The following is a 17,465-nucleotide window of genomic DNA, read 5'->3' on the forward strand; positions in this document are numbered from 1 at the left end:
TGGTGCTTTGGGGGATTTACTTATTTTTTGAGCTTTTGAGGGCTGTTTTTAGAAATCAAGTTTTGTCAATGCTCTGGGATTTTTCAAACAGCCTCCCCAGCTTTTGACAAATGTTATAGATTTTGGAACAATATATGCAAGTATTCCGCTTGGTTTTAGTAATTCAAAACCTTTTTCCAAAAATAAACTTGCTGAATTTTTCTTTTGTTCGTAATAGCTATAATGCTTCACTATATAGTCTTTAAAGCTATCTATTTTTGCACCATGTGGCGGATTTCCTATCACTATATCAAAACCATCTTCCACTCCAAACATCCAAACGGGGTCAAACCAGTCTGCTTTTGCGGTTTGATCAAAGATGTCAAACTCCACTATTTTTTGTATATCATCTGCAGGAAAGCGTAATTTTTGGAGTTCCTGCCTTAGTTCTTCCTTTAGCTTTTTGGCTTTTTCTTTTATGCGTTCCTTTTCTGTTCTTGTCCTTATGCTAAAGTGTTTCTTGTAAAGGGTTTTTAGCTCTTCCTTTAGGTCTTTTAGTTTGCTGTGGGCAAGGGTTCTTTGGTTTTTGCCTTCTAAACCTATTAGTGTGTTGGCACACACAAACTTGGTCTCCAAGTGTGGAAGTGGTCTTATGCCTTGGTTATCTTTTGTTTTATCCACCTTTTGGTCTATCAGAAGGGATAAGAAAAACCTTAGCTTGCATATCTGTATGGCTATGGGTTGGATATCCACTCCGTATATGCAGTTCTGTATAAGGTAGAGCTTTCTGGCATAATCGGGGTAGTTCATGCTCTCATCAAAGTTTTCGTTGAGCTCCCTAAATAGCTCTTCCCTTTCCTGTTTATCCTCTTTTTGGAATATCTTTTTTGCTTCCTGTTCTATTCTTTGGCGCTGTAGGTCTTTCCAAATTTGGTTGTCTGGGTCTATTTTAGAAAGGGCATGCACCAACTTGTGAAGCGCTCCCATGGGAAAAGCACCTGAGCCTACCGCTGGGTCTATGATCTTTACCTCGTCTATAGCTCTTAGTATTTTCTCCTTTTCTTCTTCTGTTAGGTCTTGCTGGTCTTCTGAGTAAGACAAGACGCTTCTTATCTTCTCTTCTGGTAGCTTTGTCTTTTCTTTGAAGTATTCTGTGAGAGCCTCTTCAACCATAAAATCTACGATCTCCTTGGGTGTGTAATAAGAGCCTGTGGATTTTCTGGCGGTGCTTTGGGTCTCTTGGTTATAAGATGCCAGTAGGTTTTCAAAGATGTGTCCCAAAAGCTCTGGGTCCAAAGAAACTTCTATGTCTATGGGACTGCTTTCGTCTGCGGTCCAGTTGTAGTCTTTTAGTATGTTTATGATGCCTCTGACTTTCACTTTCTTCTTCTGTCCGTAAAACTCGCTTAGGTCTTCCTCTATCTCTTGGGAGAAGAAAAGTTCATCGGGCACTTTGGCTCTTTTTTTCTCTTCCCTTGAAAAGCCATCTATGTATTGTTTGTCCTCATCTAAGCACTCAAAGAGACCACCATTTACAAAAGGCACTTCCCTAAAAAGTTCCAAAAACTCCTGTGGGTCTATCAAAAGAAAGTCCTCGTTCCTAAAAAGGGTTTTTACTCCAAAGTGGTTTCTGTTTTGTAAAAAGTCCTTCTTGTAAGCCCAGCCTCTCTCACCTTGTGGTCTGTTTAGGGTAGCAAAAAAGAGGTTTTGCAAAACTACATTGTAGTAATAATTTCCGTGTGGAAAGTTCTTTACCACACCTTTTAAAGATTCCTTATCAAAAAGTTTCTCTGGCACTAAGCTCTTTTCTTTCAAAAACCACACAAATATGAGCCTTGTGATGAGTCTTATTAGGTTTTCTTCTTTTTTGCCACCGGGAAACTGCACATCTGGTCTTTTTAGTGCCCACGCAAACCAAAACTCTATCTCTTTGTAAAACTCTTCTGTGAGTGGCATTAGGGAAAAGGCAGACCTTATGGAGTTTAGGTCTTTTAACTCAAGATCCATCATCCTCTTCAGGAAGGTTCTGTAGGGTTTTCCCCTTTGCACAAAGTAGGTGTAGCGCTTATAACTGCTAAGCTGAACCTTTCCGCCGGGTTTGTAGGTTTTTTCTACAAAAGATAACCTAAAGTTTCCATTCCTGTAAAAGACAAATATGCCCGCATCAAACTCAGGTGTGTCTAAAACCTTCTTTGCTATCTCAAACTGTTCTTTTTTGCTGGTTCTCTCAGAAAGCTCCTCTTCCCACTTTACCGCAAAAATTCCAAGATGGTTTTTGTCCTCCAGTTCAAGCTCACCGATAAGCAGGACATTATCTGATAGCTTTTCTTCTTTCTCCTCAAGCTTTTTGTTCTTTTTGCTCAAAAAGTGTATGAGCTTTTCCCAAGAGAAATCCTGTATTAACTCTTCTAACAGCTCTTCACTGGACATCTTTATTCTCTATGGATATTATAACTTCTCCCTTTTGACTCTGTTGGTCCTGTTCAAGCTTTTGGAGTGCGGTCCCAAATCGCCTTTTGATCCCTTCAAGGTATTTTTCCATTTCCTCTTTGTCTTTTATGTTGGATATGTCCCGCAGAGTTTTTATTGGAAGCACTCCATAATCCTGTATGGCAGATATTAACACATCTATAAACTCGTCTTTTATGTGGTCTCTGAAGTATTTTAAGTTTCTTATGGCTGATTTTTCCACATCTTGATAATCTTTTCTTCTTTCTTTCGTGTAATCTTCTACTTTTTTGTAAAACTCCCAGAAGTGCTCGCTAAGGCTCAAGGATTTGGTTTGTGGGTCTGCCTTTATTCTTGAGAAGGCTTCCTCAAGGGGCACTTCTTGGGTTTGGTCCTTTTGGTAATCACAGTGTATGCAGAATAGCTCGCCGTACTTTTTTACAAACACAAAAAGCTCACTTTTATCTGAGGGCTTTGCGCACTTTACTCGGTTGGGCATGTCCTTTATCTTTTCTTCTATATCTGGGGTCTCTTTTTTTATCCTCTCCCACTCTTCTAACATGATGGTGTAAAAGCTCTTCTCTTGATCTTCTCTGTATGTGCTTAGTCTTGTGTATAGCTCAGAGGGGGTTGGCTCTTCGTCGGGGGTGAATATCTTAGCATCCTCTCCCAACACTTTGTGTATCATAAACATCTTGTTCTTGGCTATCTCCACTATGCGAGTCTGGTCCGCTCCCTTTTCTGTGGGGAAGAAATTGACTATGTAAAGCTCCTCATATACCTTTTGTCCTATGCGGTTTATCCTTCCCACCCTCTGGATTACTCTCACAGGATTCCAAGGTATGTCGTAGTTTATCACAACACCCGCCCTGTTTAGGTTTATGCCTTCGGAGAGCTTGTCCGTGCTTACAAGCACATCGTAATCATCTCTCTTATCTTCGTGCTGTGCATCAAAGTTCTGTCTTATCTCCTCAAGTCTGCCCTTTGAGAGACTGCCTACCGCCTTTAGAACTCTAAAGCCCATCTCTTGGAGCTTCTCTGCCAGATATTCTGCGGTATCCACATACTCGCTGAAGATGACCACTTTTCTGTTTTGCTCTATAAACTCCCTTAGGGTGTTTGATAGCTCCTCAAGTTTAGGGTCCTGTTCCAAAAGCCCAGAATCCTCAAGCTTTTTCTGTATGTTCTCAAAGAGTTTTTTGTCCCTCTTTAGGTCCTCTAAGAGCTTATCTATGTCCGCATTGGTCTCGTCGTAGATGTACTCGTATCTACCTTTTGGAGAACTGCTTGCTTTTAGACTCTCCTCAAATTCCTTTAACTCCTTAAGTATGGTTTCTTCTTCTGCGGTGTATAGGTCTTCTATCAGGTCTCTGTTAAGAACATACTTCCTACTCTTTTGCACAAACTCTATAGCGGTTTCGTGAAGCTGTATGAAGTTTTTTATGCTCTGATTAAAGGCGTAAAAACTGCTTTCAAACCTTTTTACCAACAGTCTGCGCATAAAGTCATAGAGGTTTCTCTGGCTTAGCTCCCTAAAATCGTCCTTTTGGTCTCCCTTTAGGTATCTCTCTGGCATGTAAAGAGCTCCCACAAAGCTCCCTCCTTCTTCTGGTGAGCTAAAGGTCTGTATGACCTCATCGTAAAACTCGCTCTGGTCTTTGGATAACTTGTAGAACTTCACTACTGGGTCTTTCACTTGGGATAGGGGTATCTCTTCTTTGTACCACCTTAAATCAAGCCTGTTTCTGCGTATAACCACTGGGGATATCATCCCTTTTATCTTCTGAGCTATACTTTTTAGGGATAGGTCTACCTCATTCACTTCTACATCTGTTGATCCAAAGAGCTTTTCGTACTTCTGAAGGGCTCTTTTTCTCTTCTCCTTGTCTTTGGAAAGATAGTACTTTTTTATGTAGCTGAGCTCCTCAAAAACATCTTGGAACTTTTTGAACTTTTCTTGAAGGTCTCCATCCAACACTATGGTGGACTTTTTGGGCAGAGTGAAAAGCTTTAGCATGGCAAATATGTCCTCGGGTCTGTTGTTAAAGGGTGTGGCAGTAAGGAGTAAAACTTTCCTGTGAGTGGTTATAGCCTTTAGAAGTTCGTAGGATTGGGTCTCTTCGTTTCTAAAGCGATGGGCTTCATCTACTATGACCACTTGATAGTGGGGGTTTTTGCTCACGAACTCAAGAACGTTCTCCAGTTTTCCTACTGAAAAGACGCGCCAATCATAAAGTCCAAACCTGCTCAGGTAATCTTTCCAACCTCTGTCCTCCTCTTCTCCCACAAGGTGCGGTGGAGCTATCACTATGCCTTTCAGATCCAAAAGCTTGGCTATGGCACAGGCAATCACCGTCTTTCCCAAACCCACCACATCTGCGAGGATCACTCCTCCGTGGTCTTTTAGTATGGAAAGAGCTTCCATTACCGCATGCACTTGGTAAGAGTAAGGCTTAAAACCCGCTTCCTCCAAGATGGATTTTACTGCCTCTTCTGAAAACTCCTTGAGTGTGTGAAGGTCCAGGTAGGTTTTTACAAGGTATGCGTAGGCTGTGTAGGGCTCTACCCACCTTAACATGGTCTTTTGCCTGATGGTCTCCACCACATCCTTTGGGTTTATCTCCTGAGCCTCCCGCCAAAGTTTGTCAAAGTACCTTTCTGCCTCCTCAAATCCGTAATCCCTTATTTCTACATTGAACTCCTCTTGTTCCCTAAGTCCATACTTAGTTAGATTACTGCTCCCTGTGATGATGGAGTGCTTTGCACCTTTCTCGTTTAGCTTAAAAAGGTAGAGCTTTGCGTGGTTAGGTTTTTTAGTTTTTCTAAGCACCATGTATCCTTCTTCCAAAAGCCTCAGGAAAAACTCTGCCTGTTGGTATAGCTCTTTGCTGTCTAACTCCTCAGAGGTAAGTGCGGTTTCTAAGGATTTTTTGAACTCTCTTATTCTCTGCTCCCCTGAGTTTTCGGAGGTTGACACCTCATAAAGCCCATAAAGACCCCTATCCACCTTTAGACCTACCAAGACCTTGAGGTGTTCTTGGTTTAGCTTTTTCTCATCGTATAGCTTTTTCAACTCTTCGTATATCACTGGCAGGGCGGAGAAGTAAAAGTAGCCTACCAAAATCTTTATCTCGTTGGAGACGCTTATGAGCTCCTTTAGGCGCTCTGATAGGCCTTGACTCCCTGAGTTGGTTATAAAACCCATGATCAGTCTCTTTTATTTTGGAGCGGGCGACGGGACTCGAACCCGCGGCCTGCTGCTTGGAAGGCAGCTGCTCTACCACTGAGCTACGCCCGCTGTGGAGGGGGCAGGATTCGAACCTGCGTAGGGCGGAGCCCGGGGGATTTACAGTCCCCTGCCTTTGACCGCTCGGCCACCCCTCCTGAGGGTAGCTTACAAGCTGGCGGTGGGACTTGAACCCACGACCGCGGGATTACAAATCCCGCGCTCTGCCGACTGAGCTACGCCAGCTAAAACACTATAATATATTATACACCGAATGAGAATTTAAGCACATGGCTGAACCTTGATATTAAAACATTAAAAATCAAGGGTTTCCGATCCATCGTTTAGGGTTTCTATGATCTCAAGTTGGGGTATGTGCCTTTTTATGTAAGATACTGTGGAAAGGATATCTTGGTACGTATCTGGAGTGGCTATCAGATAAACTTCGTCCTTTTTGCTTTCTTTTGTTCTCACTATAGCCTTTCTACCAGAGCCGTCTATCAAAGAAGTAAGTAGACCTATAAACTCAGGTGGTATTCTTACCAGAAGAACCTTCGCTCTTATCGCTTTTCCCATGTTTTATTACCTTTGCGGAAAATAAGTCCTTTACCTTCTGAGAAAACTCTGGCAATTCTTCACTTTTCTTTTCAGAAGGTATTATCTCAAAACTTACTTCGGGAAACCTTGCTTTTATCTTATTCATCTCTATGGTTTTGGCATCTTCTTCTGGGACAAGAAACACCAACTTTCCTCCTTCTTCTTTAGCACTGAGTTTTTTGAGTTTTTCAGCTTCAAGCACACCAAAAGCTTTTTCTACTTCTTTTAGGATATTTTCTTTTAGGTTTTGATTTTCCTTAAGTGTGTTATCACTTTTTTTGAGCAGTTCCTTTATAGGAAGAATGTCTTTGACTATCAAAGTTTTGATTATGGCGAGTTCACAAGCTCTCAAAAAGTCTCTGGTTTTTGCATCTGCTCTGGCTGTGTTTATTACTTTCTCAAGATAAAGGAGTGCGTTAAGAGGGACATCTGCCATTTTTTTGTGAAAGTCTTCTACTCTGATAACTCTTTCTGGTTCTTTCAAGCTCCTGAAAAGCAAAAGAGTTCTTATCTCTTCTTCTAAAGTATCCCAGAACCTTGTAAGATTAAACCCTCCCATACTCATATCTCTAAGAACCCTAATGGCTTCGTCCACCTTGGAGTCTAACAGCATATTTAGAAACTCTCTTACCTTCTCTTGGGATACTATACCTAAAAACCCCTCTATACTCTTTTCATCAACTTTACCTTCTCCATAAGTGCTTATTTGGTCTAACAAGGAAAGTGCGTCCCTCATACCTCCATCACTGAGCTTGGCTATACTATACAAACTCCTTTCTTCATAAGCTATACCCTCTTTTAGACACACATCTTTTAACCTTTGTACAATTTGATCCTCACTTAGTTTTGTAAAAATTAGCCTTTGACATCTTGAAAGTATGGTGGGTATGATCTTCTCATACTCAGTAGTGCACAGTATGAAAATAGTCCTAGGTGGCGGCTCTTCCAAGGTTTTAAGTAGAGCGTTAAAAGCCTCTTTGGTTAGCATGTGAGCTTCGTCAAGAATGTACACCTTATACTTGCCTTTTATGGGAGTGTAAGAGACTGCATCTCTTATAGCTCTTATGTCATCTATTCCTCTGCTTGATGCTGCATCTATTTCTATAAGGTCAGGGAAGTTTCCTTTATCTATAGAAACACAGTTTTCACACTCTCCACACGGCTCACCATCCTTCTGCAAGTTAAGGCAGTTGAGGGACTTAGTGAGCAATCTAGCCACCGTAGTTTTACCTGTACCCCTTGAACCAGCAAAAATGTATGCGGAAGAAACTTTGTTTAATTTTATAGCGTTTAAAAGCACTTTTTTTACTGGCTCCTGACCCACCAAATCTCTGAAAAACTTTGGTCTGTATTTCCTCGCAAAGGGTATATACATGACTTAAAATTTTAACTCAAGAGGTTCGGTGATATAATCTAAATCATGTCTGCTATAAAGAAAGTCAGAGCAAGGGAAGTTTTAGATTCAAGAGGGAATCCCACTGTAGAGGTGGAAGTATTTTTAGAATCCGGAGCGGTAGGCAGAGCTATAGTACCAAGTGGGGCATCCACGGGAGAAAAGGAAGCTTTGGAACTTAGAGATCATGACCCGAATAGGTATATGGGAAAAGGTGTTTTAAAGGCTGTGGATAATGTGAACAGTATAATAGCAAAAGAGATAGAAGGCTTGGAATCCACATGCCAGCAAGACATAGACAGCATACTCATATCTTTGGACGGTACTCATAACAAAAGTAAGTTAGGCGCTAACGCTATACTGGGAGTGAGCATGGCAGTGGCAAAAGCAAGTGCGCAGGAATTGGGTGTTAGCCTTTATAGATACTTGGGTGGTATAAGTGCCAACAAACTCCCCGTACCTCTTATGAATGTGATAAACGGCGGTGTTCACGCGGATAATCCTCTTGATCTGCAGGAGTTCATGATAGTGCCTGTGGGTGGAGGTAGCTTTTCAGAAGCTCTACGCATGGGAGTAGAGACTTTTCACACCCTAAAGAATCTTCTGAAAGAAAGGGGCTACTCTACAAATGTGGGAGATGAAGGGGGTTTTGCACCCCAGCTTGAAAATACAGAAAAGGCTCTTGATATGCTCATGCTTGCCATAGAAAATGCTGGTTACACTCCTGGTCAAGACATATTTATAGCTCTTGATTGTGCCTCTTCTGAGTTTTATTACGAGGATGAGCTTTATCACCTTGAGGGAAAAAGGTTTAGCAGAGAGGACCTTTGTAATTTTTACTCACGCTTGATAGAGAAGTATCCCATCATCTCCATAGAGGATCCTATGGCTGAAGATGACTGGGAGGGTTGGAAGTTAATAACCCAAGCTCTTGGGAAGAAGGTACAGTTAGTAGGAGATGACCTTTTTGTCACTAACGCAGAGCTTCTCAAAAAAGGCATAGAGGAGGGTATAGCTAATGCAATTCTCATAAAGCTCAATCAGGTAGGTACTGTTTCAGAAACCCTCAAAACCATAAGCTTAGCCAAAGAAAGAGGCTATTCTACCATAGTATCCCATCGCTCTGGAGAAACAGAAGACACTTTTATATCTCACCTTGCAGTAGGTGTAGGTAGCGGTCAGATAAAAACGGGCTCTGCTTCCAGAACGGATAGGATAGCCAAGTACAACGAGCTTTTGAGAATAGAGGAGGAACTTGGTAATGCGTCAAAGTTCGGAGGGAAAGAGGAATTTTGGAGGTTTATCTCCTGAGTCTTTACCTCTTGTTTTTATGCTCGTAGTGGTTATCTTAACGGTGTATAACCTCTTTTTCAGCACCTTTAATATCTTTAACATATTAAAGATGCAAAAGTCTTTGCACAGCATAGACAAGAAGTTAGAAGAAGTTAAAAACAAAAACGCAAAGCTTGAGAACATGCTTGATCTTGTAAATAAGTACCCAGACACATACAAAGAGAGATTCATAAGAAGATACATGCAACTTCAGAAAAAGGACGAGAAGATAATACTTTTTAGTGATGACGCCAACTGAAAAAGACATATACTTTATGAAAAAGGCTTTGGAGCTTGCAAAAAGCAGGAAGGGACTCACCCATCCCAACCCTACCGTGGGCTGTGTCATAGTAAAAGACGGAAAGATCATCGCAGAAGGCTACCACGAGCGAGCTGGTATGCCGCATGCAGAAGTAGTAGCTCTTGAAAAGGCTGGAAAACAAGCGGAAAACTCCACCGTTTATGTTACCTTAGAACCTTGCAGTCATTACGGAAGAACTCCACCTTGTGCGGATGCTCTCATAAGGGCAAAGGTCAAAAGAGTAGTAATAGCGGTGCTTGATCCCAACCCCTTAGTGTCGGGGAAGGGAGCAGAAAGGCTAAAACAGGCAGGTATAGAGGTGTCTGTGGGAGTTTTGGAAGAAGAAGCAAAAGAGTTAAACGAAGACTTTTTTACTTACATAACTCAGAAGAGACCTTACATAACTCTTAAGATGGCTCAGAGCATAGACGGGCGCATGGCACTAAAAAGTGGTCAGAGTAAGTGGATAACAAACCAAGAGAGTAGAGACTTTGCTCACAAGCTAAGGTCAGAGGCTACAGCGGTACTCATAGGTATTAACACCCTGCTAAGAGATGATCCTCAACTCACTGTGAGAGCCTTTCCTTGGGAAAGGCAACCCATCAGGATAGTGCTTGATCCACGCTTGAGAATACCCTTGGACTCTAAACTGGTCAAGGACAAGTCCGCAAGCACCATAGTAATAACTGCGCTGGAGGATAAAGAGAAGATAGAAAACCTCCAAAAAGAGGGCGTGGAAGTAATACTTGCAGAGGCTATTGATGGAAAACTAAGTTTAAAAGAAGTACTCAGACAGCTCTATTTTAAAGAGATCATGCACCTTTTGGTGGAAGGCGGTAGCATAACCATCACGAACTTTATAAAGGAAGAACTGTATGATAGGCTCTTTGTCTTTGTAGCACCCATTTTGATAGGTGAGGGGCTCGGCATTGGACATATAGGTGTTGAGGACCTATCGCAAGCAAAGAGACATAAGCTGGTAAATCTCTACAGGTTTGGGGATGATATAGCTCTGGAGTACAGAAAACTATGAGGCTAATCTTTATGGGTACATCTTCCTTTGCACTGCCGAGTCTTAAAGCTCTACATGAACACTTTCAAGTAGTTGGAGTGATCACGCAACCAGACAAACCTGCAAAAAGGGGGCTTAGACTTACACCACCACCAGTAAAAGTAAGCGCTTTGGAGTTAAACCTTAAAGTACATCAGCCAGCTACTAAAAGCCAAGTTCGTGATATACTTTTGGAACTCAAACCTGACTGTGTCGTTGTGGTTGCTTACGGAAAGATTCTAACAAAAGAAATTCTCCAGATTCCACCTTATGGGTGTATAAACCTTCACGCTTCCTTACTTCCTAAGTACAGAGGTGCATCACCCATACAGAGATGTCTTATGGCAGGTGAAAAGCTAACAGGCAATACAGTTATACTTATGGACGAAGGTATGGATACTGGAGACATACTGAGTGCAGAAGGCTTACCAGTAGAAGAGGATGATAACTTTGTGAGCCTAAGCGAAAAGCTTTCCACAAGAGGGGCAAAACTGCTTGTTGATACTCTAAAAAGATGGTTTGCAGGTGAGATAAAACCCATACCACAAGCTCACCAAGAGGCAACTTATGCGCCTCCCATTCTAAAAGAGGAATACCGCATATGTTGGAAAGCACCCGCAACTAGCGTAAAAGACAGAATAAGGGGACTTTACCCTGACTGCTATACCTTTTTAGAAGGAGGGGAAAGGATAAAGATCCTGAAGGTAAAGGTGTGTGAGGAAGGGGGAGAACCCGGTGAGGTTATACACGAAAAAAAACTTCAGGTTGCCTGCGGTGAAGGTTCTGTTGAAATCCTTGAGCTTATAAACCCAAAGGGTAAAAAAGTCAGTGGTGAGGACTTCATGAGAGGTTACAGACCAAAAAAGTTGCTTTAAGGTATGCTTCCCCTCAAAGTAATGTCTCCACTGACTACTTTCTTTTCACCTTGAGCAGTAAGAAGCATGAGGTATCCTTCTTCTGATATATCCTTGAGTATTCCCACAACAGGAGGCTCTGTGTGAAGGATAACCTCCTGATCCAAAAAGAGAAGCCTTTTCTTTATGTCCTCTCTGAAGGCTCTAAAGCCCTCTTCTTTCAAAAGGTCAAGATTCACCTCTATTTTGTCCAAAAGGAAAAAAAGCACGCAAGCCACACTGTACTCCTTCCCAGAAACTAAGAACATAGATGTAGCAGGAAGGTCTTGGGGAAAGTTCCTTTGATTTACGTTAATACCTATACCCACTATACTTCTGTTTTTGAGCTTTTCTACAAGGACACCGCATATCTTTTTACCCATTACATACACATCGTTTACCCATTTTATGCTTGTTAAAAAACCGTAATCTTCAAGCATTTGGCAAACAGAAAGTGCCACCACAAGGGGCAAAGTTTGTTCATCTTTTAGTTCCTCCTGCAGAGGAAAGCTTAGGTACAGACCACCTTCGTCTGAGTGCCAGCTCCTTCCGTACCTTCCCCTACCCAATGTTTGCCTTTTTGCACAAACTACACAGTTTAAATCTTCCCTTTCTTTTAAAAAGTCCTGTGTTGAGCTCACCTCCTCAAGCCAAACAAGGCAGGAAAACCTACTCATTCCAATGACTTTATGGTATCAAAAAGAGCTTCTAAGACTTTATCCATATCTTCAAAGGATATGACAAGAGGCATCATAAGTACCATCACATCACCCAAGGGCCTCATAAAAACTCCCCTTTCTCTGCATTTGTATGCCACCTTAAAGCCAGTGCGATCTCCGTAAGGAAAGGGCTCACCTCTGTCTCTGTCTTTTACAAGCTCAATACCTGCCATAAATCCCAGCTGTCTTATGTCTCCCACGTGCTTTAGTTCCCAAAACTCCTGCAACCTTTCTGACAGGTAATTTATTTTAGGCTTGAGATTTTCTAAGGTTTTTTCTTCTTCAAACACTTCAAGGTTTGCAAGAGCTACCGCACATGCCAGATTGTTTCCTGTGTATGTGTGTCCGTGATAGAAATGTTTCATCTCTCCGAACTCTCCCAAAAAAGCATCAAAAACTTCATCAGTAGTCAGCGTAGCAGCCAAAGGAAGGTATCCGCCTGTTATACCCTTGCCCAAACACATAAAGTCAGGTGTTATCCCCTCCTGCTCACAGTAAAACATGCTTCCTGTTCTTCCAAAGCCCGTTGCTACCTCATCCACTATCATCAAAACCTCATACCTTTTAGTAAGTTCCCTTACGCCCTTTAAAAAACCTTTGGGAAAGGGTAGCATACCAGCTGCTGCTTGAATACCCGCCTCTAAGCTTATGGCTACCACATCTTGAGCCTTGTCCTTTAGGATTTCTTCAAGCATCTGAAGCAAGTCATTTTTACACTCATCGCAAAGTTTTTGGTAATTTTGTTTACAGTAAAGGTAAGGCGAAGGGAGTCTTATGGTGTTGAAAAGTAGATCTCTGTAGGCGCCGTGGAAGAGCTCAATCCCTCCTAAGCTTACCGCACCTATGGTGTCTCCGTGATAGGCTTCCGATAAAGTAATGAAGATCTTTTTCCTTTTTCCTTTGTTTATCCAATACTGGTAGGCAAGCTTTATGGCTATCTCAACAGCTTCCGCACCGTCCTCCGAGTAGAAAACTTTCGTAAGACCTTTAGGGGCTATTTCTACAAGTCTTTTGGCAAGAAGTATGGCAGGTATGTTGGAAGAGCCTAAGGTGGTGGTGTGCGCTACTTTTTTAAGCTGATCAGTAATGGCTTGATTAAGCTTTGGGTGGTTGTGTCCGTGAACATTGCACCAAAGAGAAGATATGGCATCTATAAACTTCCTCCCGTAAATGTCGTAAAGATAAACACCTTCTGCTCTTTCAAAGATGAGGTTTTCTTCCTCTCTGTATACTTTCATTTGGGTAAAGGGATGCCAAAAGTACTCCTTGTCCCAACTTTCAAGAACTTTAGGGTCAAGCATTTGTTTCTCCTTGACTAAACTATCTAAGGAATTATAATATAAGCAAGACAAAAGAGGAGCTTATCATGAATTTACCACCGCTTAAGCTGGGAAAGAAAACTGCAGAGATACCCATTATACAAGGTGGTATGGGAGTGGGTATATCTTGGGAGAAGCTTGCAGGTGCAGTTGCCAAAGAAGGCGCTGTAGGCGTAGTATCTGCGGTAGGTACAGGTTATAGGCATCCCAACTTGGTAAAAAGGGACAAGTTTGGAAGACCTATAGGTTCTGTTTATACACACAGTAAGGAAGCCCTAACGAAAATAATACAGGATGCCAAAAGGATATCTCAAGGTAGAGGTCTCATAGGAGTAAACATACTCTGTGCTATAACGGATTATGGTAGGGTAGCACGTGATGCTGTAGAGGCTGGCACAGACCTCATCATATCTGGGGCAGGTCTTCCCATGAGGCTTCCTGAGTATGTGGAAGGCGCAGATGTGGCGCTCATACCCATAGTTTCTTCCGCAAGAGCCATGAACCTAATATGCAGAACTTGGGAAAAGAGGTACAAAAGACTGCCTGATGCGGTAGTGTTAGAAGGTCCAAAATCTGGGGGACACCAGGGTTTTAAGTACGAAGAGTGTTTTATGGAAGAATACCAGCTTGAAAACCTATTTCCTTCGGTACTGGAAGAAGCTAAAAGGTGGGGTGGTATTCCTGTTATAGTGGCTGGTGGTGTATGGAGCTACAAAGACATACTCTTTTACATAAAGCAAGGCGCAGCTGGTGTTCAGATGGCAACGAGATTTATAGCAACGCACGAATGCGATGCACCGCTTATATACAAAGAAGTTGTACTGAATGCAGAAGAAGAAGACATAATACTCCTTAAGTCTCCGGTGGGCTATCCTCTAAGGGTTATAAGAACTCCTTTTGTAGAAAGGCTGATGGCAGGATACAACGGGTGGAACGGATGCGTTTCTCACTGCATAACCCCTTGCAACAAAGGTGAGGAAGCCAAAAAAGTGGGCTTTTGCATAGCGGACAGACTGGGCGCTGCATGGCTTGGAAATTACGAAGAAGGTATATTCATAAGTGGTGCAAACGGTCACCTTCTCAAAAAGCAGGGCATTATCTCAGTAAAGGAGCTTTTGGAAATGCTCACAGGGAAAAGGCCTGATCCTACAGTGGAGAGTCTAACAGTTAGTGCATGATGGAGAGCATGGGTAAATTCTTAGCGCTCATTGGTGCGGTGCTTCTTCTGATGGGTATTATCATGATGCTCTTTGAAAAACTACCTTTGGGACTTGGCAAACTTCCCGGCGACATAGTCATAAAGAGAGATAACTTTACTTTCTACTTTCCTCTGGCAACTTCTCTGCTTTTGAGTCTTATCCTCACTTTAATACTTAACCTCCTTTTCAGAAAGTGAAAACTCTTCCAAAAAGTTCTTCAAAACCCTCAAGGAGCGTTCTGCTAAAAGCTTTTTTCTAAGAGCTTTATCCTTCACCTTTTCCTCAAGAGGTGGCAAAAGTCCCATAACCGGAGACATGGGCTCAAGCTGTCCTTCCTTGGTCGTTATATAGTTTATGAGAGCACCTATCATAGTCTCCTCAGGAAAACGCAAAAGCCTTTCTCCTCTTAAGAGCCTTCCTGCGTTTATACCTGCAACTATACCCGTCGCTGCAGAAGCAACATAACCTTCAACGCCTGTTATCTGACCCGCAAAGAATATGTTCTCCATTTTCCTCATATCTAAAAAAGGTGTTAAAACCTTGTTGGACTGTATGAATGTGTTTCTGTGCATAGAGCCAAGCCTTACAAAAACAGCATTTCTAAGACACGGTATTAGCCTCAATACTCTCTTCTGCTCCGAATAAGTCATCTGGGTTTGAAAGCCTACCAAAGACAGGAGAGTGCCTTCTTTGTTTTCTTTTCTGAGTTGCACCACCGCAAAAGGAGTTTTGCCATCAGGAGCTTTCAAACCCACCGGCTTCATGGGACCAAAAAGCAAAGTCTTGAAACCCCTTCTTGCGAGTTCCTCTATAGGCATACATCCTTCAAAATACACAGCCTTTTCAAAATCTTTTGGCACTACCTTTTGAGCTTTAAGAAGCTCTTCGTAAAAAACTTTATATTCCTCCTCTGTAAGCGTGCAGTTAAAGTAATCCTCCTCTCCACCTTTGCCGTAGCGCGAGCCCCAAAAGCCTTTTGTAAAATCCACACTTTCTGCTTCCACTATGGGAGATATGGCATCGTAAAAGAATAGATAGTCTTGTCCTATTAGCTCTTTTATGTCTTCTGAGAGCTCCTCGGAGGTAAGAGGTCCCGTTGCTACTATGACTACTTCATCTCTGGGTATCTTCTTGACTTCCTCTCTTATAACCTGTATGTTGGGATGGCTCAAGAGCTTCTGGGTGATGTATTCAGAGAAAATATTCCTGTCAACACCAAGGGCGCTCCCTGCAGGTACATAAGCGTGCCTTCCTGCAGACAAAGTAAGCGATCCCAAAAGTTCCATCTCAGCTTTTAAAAGACCACTTCCTGAAGTTATCTCCATACTGCCAAGTGTGTTGCTACACACAAGCTCGGCAAACTTATCCGTTTTGTGTGCAGGTGTCTGTCTTTTTGGTCTCATTTCATAAAGAACTACTGGGAAGCCTTCCTCAGCTAACCTGTATGCCGCTTCCGAACCCGCAAGACCTGCACCTATTACAATAACTCTTTCCATCAATTTTTATTTTAATTCTATGGTCGTAGTGTCAGAAAAGGAAGTGCTAAAGGGTTATAAGTTATTGTAAGGAGGTAAACCATGATATGGTTATTGATAATAGGTGTCATAGGACTGTTCTTAACCCCTTATCGCCACAGAAAACATACACAGCAAGATGATTGCAATATAGACAGTTTTATGTATGACTCTTCTTGTCCTTTGGATCATCATTTTTACCACGAAAACAATCCGTGGGTGGATGATTGCGACATATCAAGGTCCATGTACGACCCTTCTTGTCCCATGTACTGGATTTTTAACCACACGGATTTCTCCTCTTGGGATTGAATTGATTACAAGCTTTCCTTTGCTGTTTATAATATTCTCATGGGAAGATACATAAAGATGGCTGAATCACCAACGGAAGGACACCCAGACAAGCTTGCGGACCTTATTGCTGATGCTCTTCTTGACGAATTTCTCAAAAAAGACCCATACAGCAGAGTGTCCTTAGAAATTCTTCTTATCTCCGGTATGACTTTTGTATCGGGGCATGTATCCACAGAAAGTTATGTGGACATTCCTGGTGTTGTAAGGAGCACCATAAAAGAAGTTGGGTACAACAAGCCCGAGTATGGTTTTGACGCAGATACATCCGCAGTGATAACTTCTATAGAAGAGCAAAGCCCTGAGATAGTGCTCGGTATATCCTCAGAAGGAGCAGGAGATACCGCTACGGTTGTAGGATACGCTTGCACCGAAACACCCAATTACATGCCTCTCCCTATAAGCTTGGCTCATGCCATTTCTAAGAAGGTATCTGATATGAGAAAGGCAGGAAAAGCACCTTTTCTCAGACCAGACGGTAAAGTTTTGCTCACTGTCGTGTATGAAGACGATAAGCCTTTGTTTTTAAAAGACCTCGTAGTGTTTGTCCAACATGACCCAGATGTATCCTTAGATAACCTCAGGGAGTTTGTACATGAAGAGGTTATCAAGAGGGTGGTACCACAGGATTTGCTACAGAAGGACACAAGGATCATGATAAATCCCTCAGGAAGGTTCGTGCTGGGTGGACCTGCTGCTGATGCAGGACAAACTGGTAGGAAAATAGTATCTGACGCTTACGGAGATGTGGCCTATTCGGGAGGAAGTGCCTTTTCAGGAAAAGACCCTACAAAAACGGACAGGTCTGCATCCTACCTTGCAAGGATGATGGCAAAGCATGTAGTCGCTTGTGGTTTTGCAAAAAGATGTATGGTTCAGATGGCTTACGCTTTTGGAGTGAGTGAAGTCTTAGCCTTTGATGTGGAGACATACGGCACGGAGGTTATAGACAAAGAGAGGATCAAGTCTGCCCTACTTGATGTGTTCCCAACAGGACCTAAGAAGATCATTGACTTCCTTGATCTACGAAAACCCATATATAAAAAGACCGCTTGCTATGGGCACTTTGGTAAGGAAGACCTATCTTGGGAAAAGCTCACAAAGGTAGAGGACCTTAAATCAAGGTTATCTTTATAATAGTAA

The 17,465-nt window shown here is 42.3% G+C and carries 15 protein-coding genes and 3 tRNA genes; 8 read left to right on the top strand and 10 right to left on the bottom strand.

The annotated features are described in order from the left end of the window. Nucleotides 1-48: 48 nt before the first annotated feature. The 7 genes from CP948_RS00005 to dnaX form a co-directional block, all read right to left on the bottom strand. Complete coding sequence (locus CP948_RS00005) at nt 49-2,409, bottom strand: Eco57I restriction-modification methylase domain-containing protein (RefSeq protein ID WP_096599802.1); 2,361 nt, start codon at nt 2,407-2,409, stop codon at nt 49-51. Further along, a complete protein-coding gene (locus CP948_RS00010) occupies nt 2,399-5,632 on the bottom strand; it encodes a helicase-related protein (RefSeq protein ID WP_245810023.1) in 3,234 nt (1,077 codons plus the stop codon). Before CP948_RS00010 ends, CP948_RS00005 begins: the two co-directional genes overlap by 11 nt. Before the next feature lie 18 nt (nt 5,633-5,650). After that, nucleotides 5,651-5,725: transfer RNA gene (locus CP948_RS00015), tRNA-Gly, on the bottom strand. A gap of 2 nt (nt 5,726-5,727) precedes the next feature. After that, a tRNA-Tyr gene (locus CP948_RS00020) sits at nt 5,728-5,811 on the bottom strand. 15 nt (nt 5,812-5,826) lie between these two features. Continuing rightward, a tRNA-Thr gene (locus tag CP948_RS00025) sits at nt 5,827-5,899 on the bottom strand. 69 nt (nt 5,900-5,968) lie between these two features. Continuing rightward, nucleotides 5,969-6,229 carry a hypothetical protein gene (locus CP948_RS00030; protein ID WP_096599807.1) on the bottom strand — a complete coding sequence of 87 codons (261 nt, stop codon included), beginning with the start codon at nt 6,227-6,229 and terminating at the stop codon, nt 5,969-5,971. Then, entirely contained in the window at nt 6,180-7,625 is a 1,446-nt protein-coding gene (dnaX, locus tag CP948_RS00035; protein ID WP_096599809.1) for a DNA polymerase III subunit gamma/tau, read from the bottom strand. The genes CP948_RS00030 and dnaX overlap by 50 nt, the downstream gene beginning before the upstream one ends. 45 nt (nt 7,626-7,670) lie before the next feature. Between dnaX and eno the strand changes: the two genes are divergently transcribed. Genes eno through fmt form a run of 4 tightly spaced genes read left to right on the top strand, consistent with a single transcriptional unit; the run spans nt 7,671 to nt 11,202 of the window. Continuing rightward, a complete protein-coding gene (gene eno, locus CP948_RS00040) occupies nt 7,671-8,954 on the top strand; it encodes a phosphopyruvate hydratase (protein ID WP_096599812.1) in 1,284 nt (427 codons plus the stop codon). Beyond that, on the top strand, nt 8,905-9,234 hold the full coding sequence (locus CP948_RS00045; RefSeq protein WP_096599815.1) for an FtsB family cell division protein: 330 nt from the start codon (nt 8,905-8,907) through the stop codon (nt 9,232-9,234). The genes eno and CP948_RS00045 overlap by 50 nt, the downstream gene beginning before the upstream one ends. Continuing rightward, on the top strand, nt 9,221-10,309 hold the full coding sequence (gene ribD / locus CP948_RS00050; RefSeq protein WP_096599818.1) for a bifunctional diaminohydroxyphosphoribosylaminopyrimidine deaminase/5-amino-6-(5-phosphoribosylamino)uracil reductase RibD: 1,089 nt from the start codon (nt 9,221-9,223) through the stop codon (nt 10,307-10,309). The genes CP948_RS00045 and ribD overlap by 14 nt, the downstream gene beginning before the upstream one ends. After that, nucleotides 10,306-11,202, top strand: coding sequence for a methionyl-tRNA formyltransferase (gene fmt, locus CP948_RS00055; protein WP_096599821.1), 897 nt, complete (start codon nt 10,306-10,308; stop codon nt 11,200-11,202). Before ribD ends, fmt begins: the two co-directional genes overlap by 4 nt. On the opposite strand, the gene CP948_RS00060 is transcribed toward fmt, so the two are convergent. Beyond that, nucleotides 11,199-11,897: a biotin--[acetyl-CoA-carboxylase] ligase gene (locus CP948_RS00060; protein WP_096599824.1), complete on the bottom strand. Its 699-nt coding sequence runs from the start codon at nt 11,895-11,897 to the stop codon at nt 11,199-11,201. The genes fmt and CP948_RS00060 overlap by 4 nt on opposite strands. Then, the gene (gene bioA / locus CP948_RS00065) at nt 11,894-13,240 is read right to left on the bottom strand and encodes an adenosylmethionine--8-amino-7-oxononanoate transaminase (RefSeq protein ID WP_096599827.1); all 1,347 of its coding nucleotides are present in this window, start codon (nt 13,238-13,240) and stop codon (nt 11,894-11,896) included. The genes CP948_RS00060 and bioA overlap by 4 nt, the downstream gene beginning before the upstream one ends. Before the next feature lie 65 nt (nt 13,241-13,305). On the opposite strand from bioA, the gene CP948_RS00070 reads away from it, so the two are divergent. Then, nucleotides 13,306-14,436 carry an NAD(P)H-dependent flavin oxidoreductase gene (locus tag CP948_RS00070; protein ID WP_096599830.1) on the top strand — a complete coding sequence of 377 codons (1,131 nt, stop codon included), beginning with the start codon at nt 13,306-13,308 and terminating at the stop codon, nt 14,434-14,436. Further along, nucleotides 14,436-14,654: a DUF2905 domain-containing protein gene (locus CP948_RS00075; protein WP_096600789.1), complete on the top strand. Its 219-nt coding sequence runs from the start codon at nt 14,436-14,438 to the stop codon at nt 14,652-14,654. The genes CP948_RS00070 and CP948_RS00075 overlap by 1 nt, the downstream gene beginning before the upstream one ends. Here the strand turns inward: CP948_RS00075 and trmFO are convergent. Beyond that, nucleotides 14,625-15,953, bottom strand: coding sequence for an FADH(2)-oxidizing methylenetetrahydrofolate--tRNA-(uracil(54)-C(5))-methyltransferase TrmFO (gene trmFO, locus CP948_RS00080; protein WP_180764072.1), 1,329 nt, complete (start codon nt 15,951-15,953; stop codon nt 14,625-14,627). The two genes, CP948_RS00075 and trmFO, sit on opposite strands and share 30 nt — an antisense overlap. 81 nt (nt 15,954-16,034) lie before the next feature. On the opposite strand from trmFO, the gene CP948_RS00085 reads away from it, so the two are divergent. Beyond that, on the top strand, nt 16,035-16,283 hold the full coding sequence (locus CP948_RS00085; protein WP_096599836.1) for a hypothetical protein: 249 nt from the start codon (nt 16,035-16,037) through the stop codon (nt 16,281-16,283). 39 nt (nt 16,284-16,322) lie between these two features. Then, the gene (gene metK, locus CP948_RS00090) at nt 16,323-17,459 is read left to right on the top strand and encodes a methionine adenosyltransferase (protein ID WP_096599838.1); all 1,137 of its coding nucleotides are present in this window, start codon (nt 16,323-16,325) and stop codon (nt 17,457-17,459) included. The last annotated feature ends 6 nt before the right edge of the window (nt 17,460-17,465 follow it).

The sequence above is a fragment of the Hydrogenobacter hydrogenophilus genome, assembly GCF_900215655.1.
Lineage (GTDB): Bacteria > Aquificota > Aquificia > Aquificales > Aquificaceae > Hydrogenobacter > Hydrogenobacter hydrogenophilus.

What these genes read in the sequence shown, in the direction of transcription:
- CP948_RS00005 (WP_096599802.1), bottom strand. Translation starts at nt 2,409, where the DNA reads ATGTCCAGTGAAGAGCTGTTAGAAGAGTTAATACAGGATTTCTCTTGG.
- CP948_RS00010 (WP_245810023.1), bottom strand. Translation starts at nt 5,632, where the DNA reads ATGGGTTTTATAACCAACTCAGGGAGTCAAGGCCTATCAGAGCGCCTA.
- CP948_RS00030 (WP_096599807.1), bottom strand. Translation starts at nt 6,229, where the DNA reads ATGGGAAAAGCGATAAGAGCGAAGGTTCTTCTGGTAAGAATACCACCT.
- dnaX (WP_096599809.1), bottom strand. Translation starts at nt 7,625, where the DNA reads ATGTATATACCCTTTGCGAGGAAATACAGACCAAAGTTTTTCAGAGAT.
- eno (WP_096599812.1), top strand. Translation starts at nt 7,671, where the DNA reads ATGTCTGCTATAAAGAAAGTCAGAGCAAGGGAAGTTTTAGATTCAAGA.
- CP948_RS00045 (WP_096599815.1), top strand. Translation starts at nt 8,905, where the DNA reads ATGCGTCAAAGTTCGGAGGGAAAGAGGAATTTTGGAGGTTTATCTCCT.
- ribD (WP_096599818.1), top strand. Translation starts at nt 9,221, where the DNA reads ATGACGCCAACTGAAAAAGACATATACTTTATGAAAAAGGCTTTGGAG.
- fmt (WP_096599821.1), top strand. Translation starts at nt 10,306, where the DNA reads ATGAGGCTAATCTTTATGGGTACATCTTCCTTTGCACTGCCGAGTCTT.
- CP948_RS00060 (WP_096599824.1), bottom strand. Translation starts at nt 11,897, where the DNA reads ATGAGTAGGTTTTCCTGCCTTGTTTGGCTTGAGGAGGTGAGCTCAACA.
- bioA (WP_096599827.1), bottom strand. Translation starts at nt 13,240, where the DNA reads ATGCTTGACCCTAAAGTTCTTGAAAGTTGGGACAAGGAGTACTTTTGG.
- CP948_RS00070 (WP_096599830.1), top strand. Translation starts at nt 13,306, where the DNA reads ATGAATTTACCACCGCTTAAGCTGGGAAAGAAAACTGCAGAGATACCC.
- CP948_RS00075 (WP_096600789.1), top strand. Translation starts at nt 14,436, where the DNA reads ATGGAGAGCATGGGTAAATTCTTAGCGCTCATTGGTGCGGTGCTTCTT.
- trmFO (WP_180764072.1), bottom strand. Translation starts at nt 15,953, where the DNA reads ATGGAAAGAGTTATTGTAATAGGTGCAGGTCTTGCGGGTTCGGAAGCG.
- CP948_RS00085 (WP_096599836.1), top strand. Translation starts at nt 16,035, where the DNA reads ATGATATGGTTATTGATAATAGGTGTCATAGGACTGTTCTTAACCCCT.
- metK (WP_096599838.1), top strand. Translation starts at nt 16,323, where the DNA reads ATGGGAAGATACATAAAGATGGCTGAATCACCAACGGAAGGACACCCA.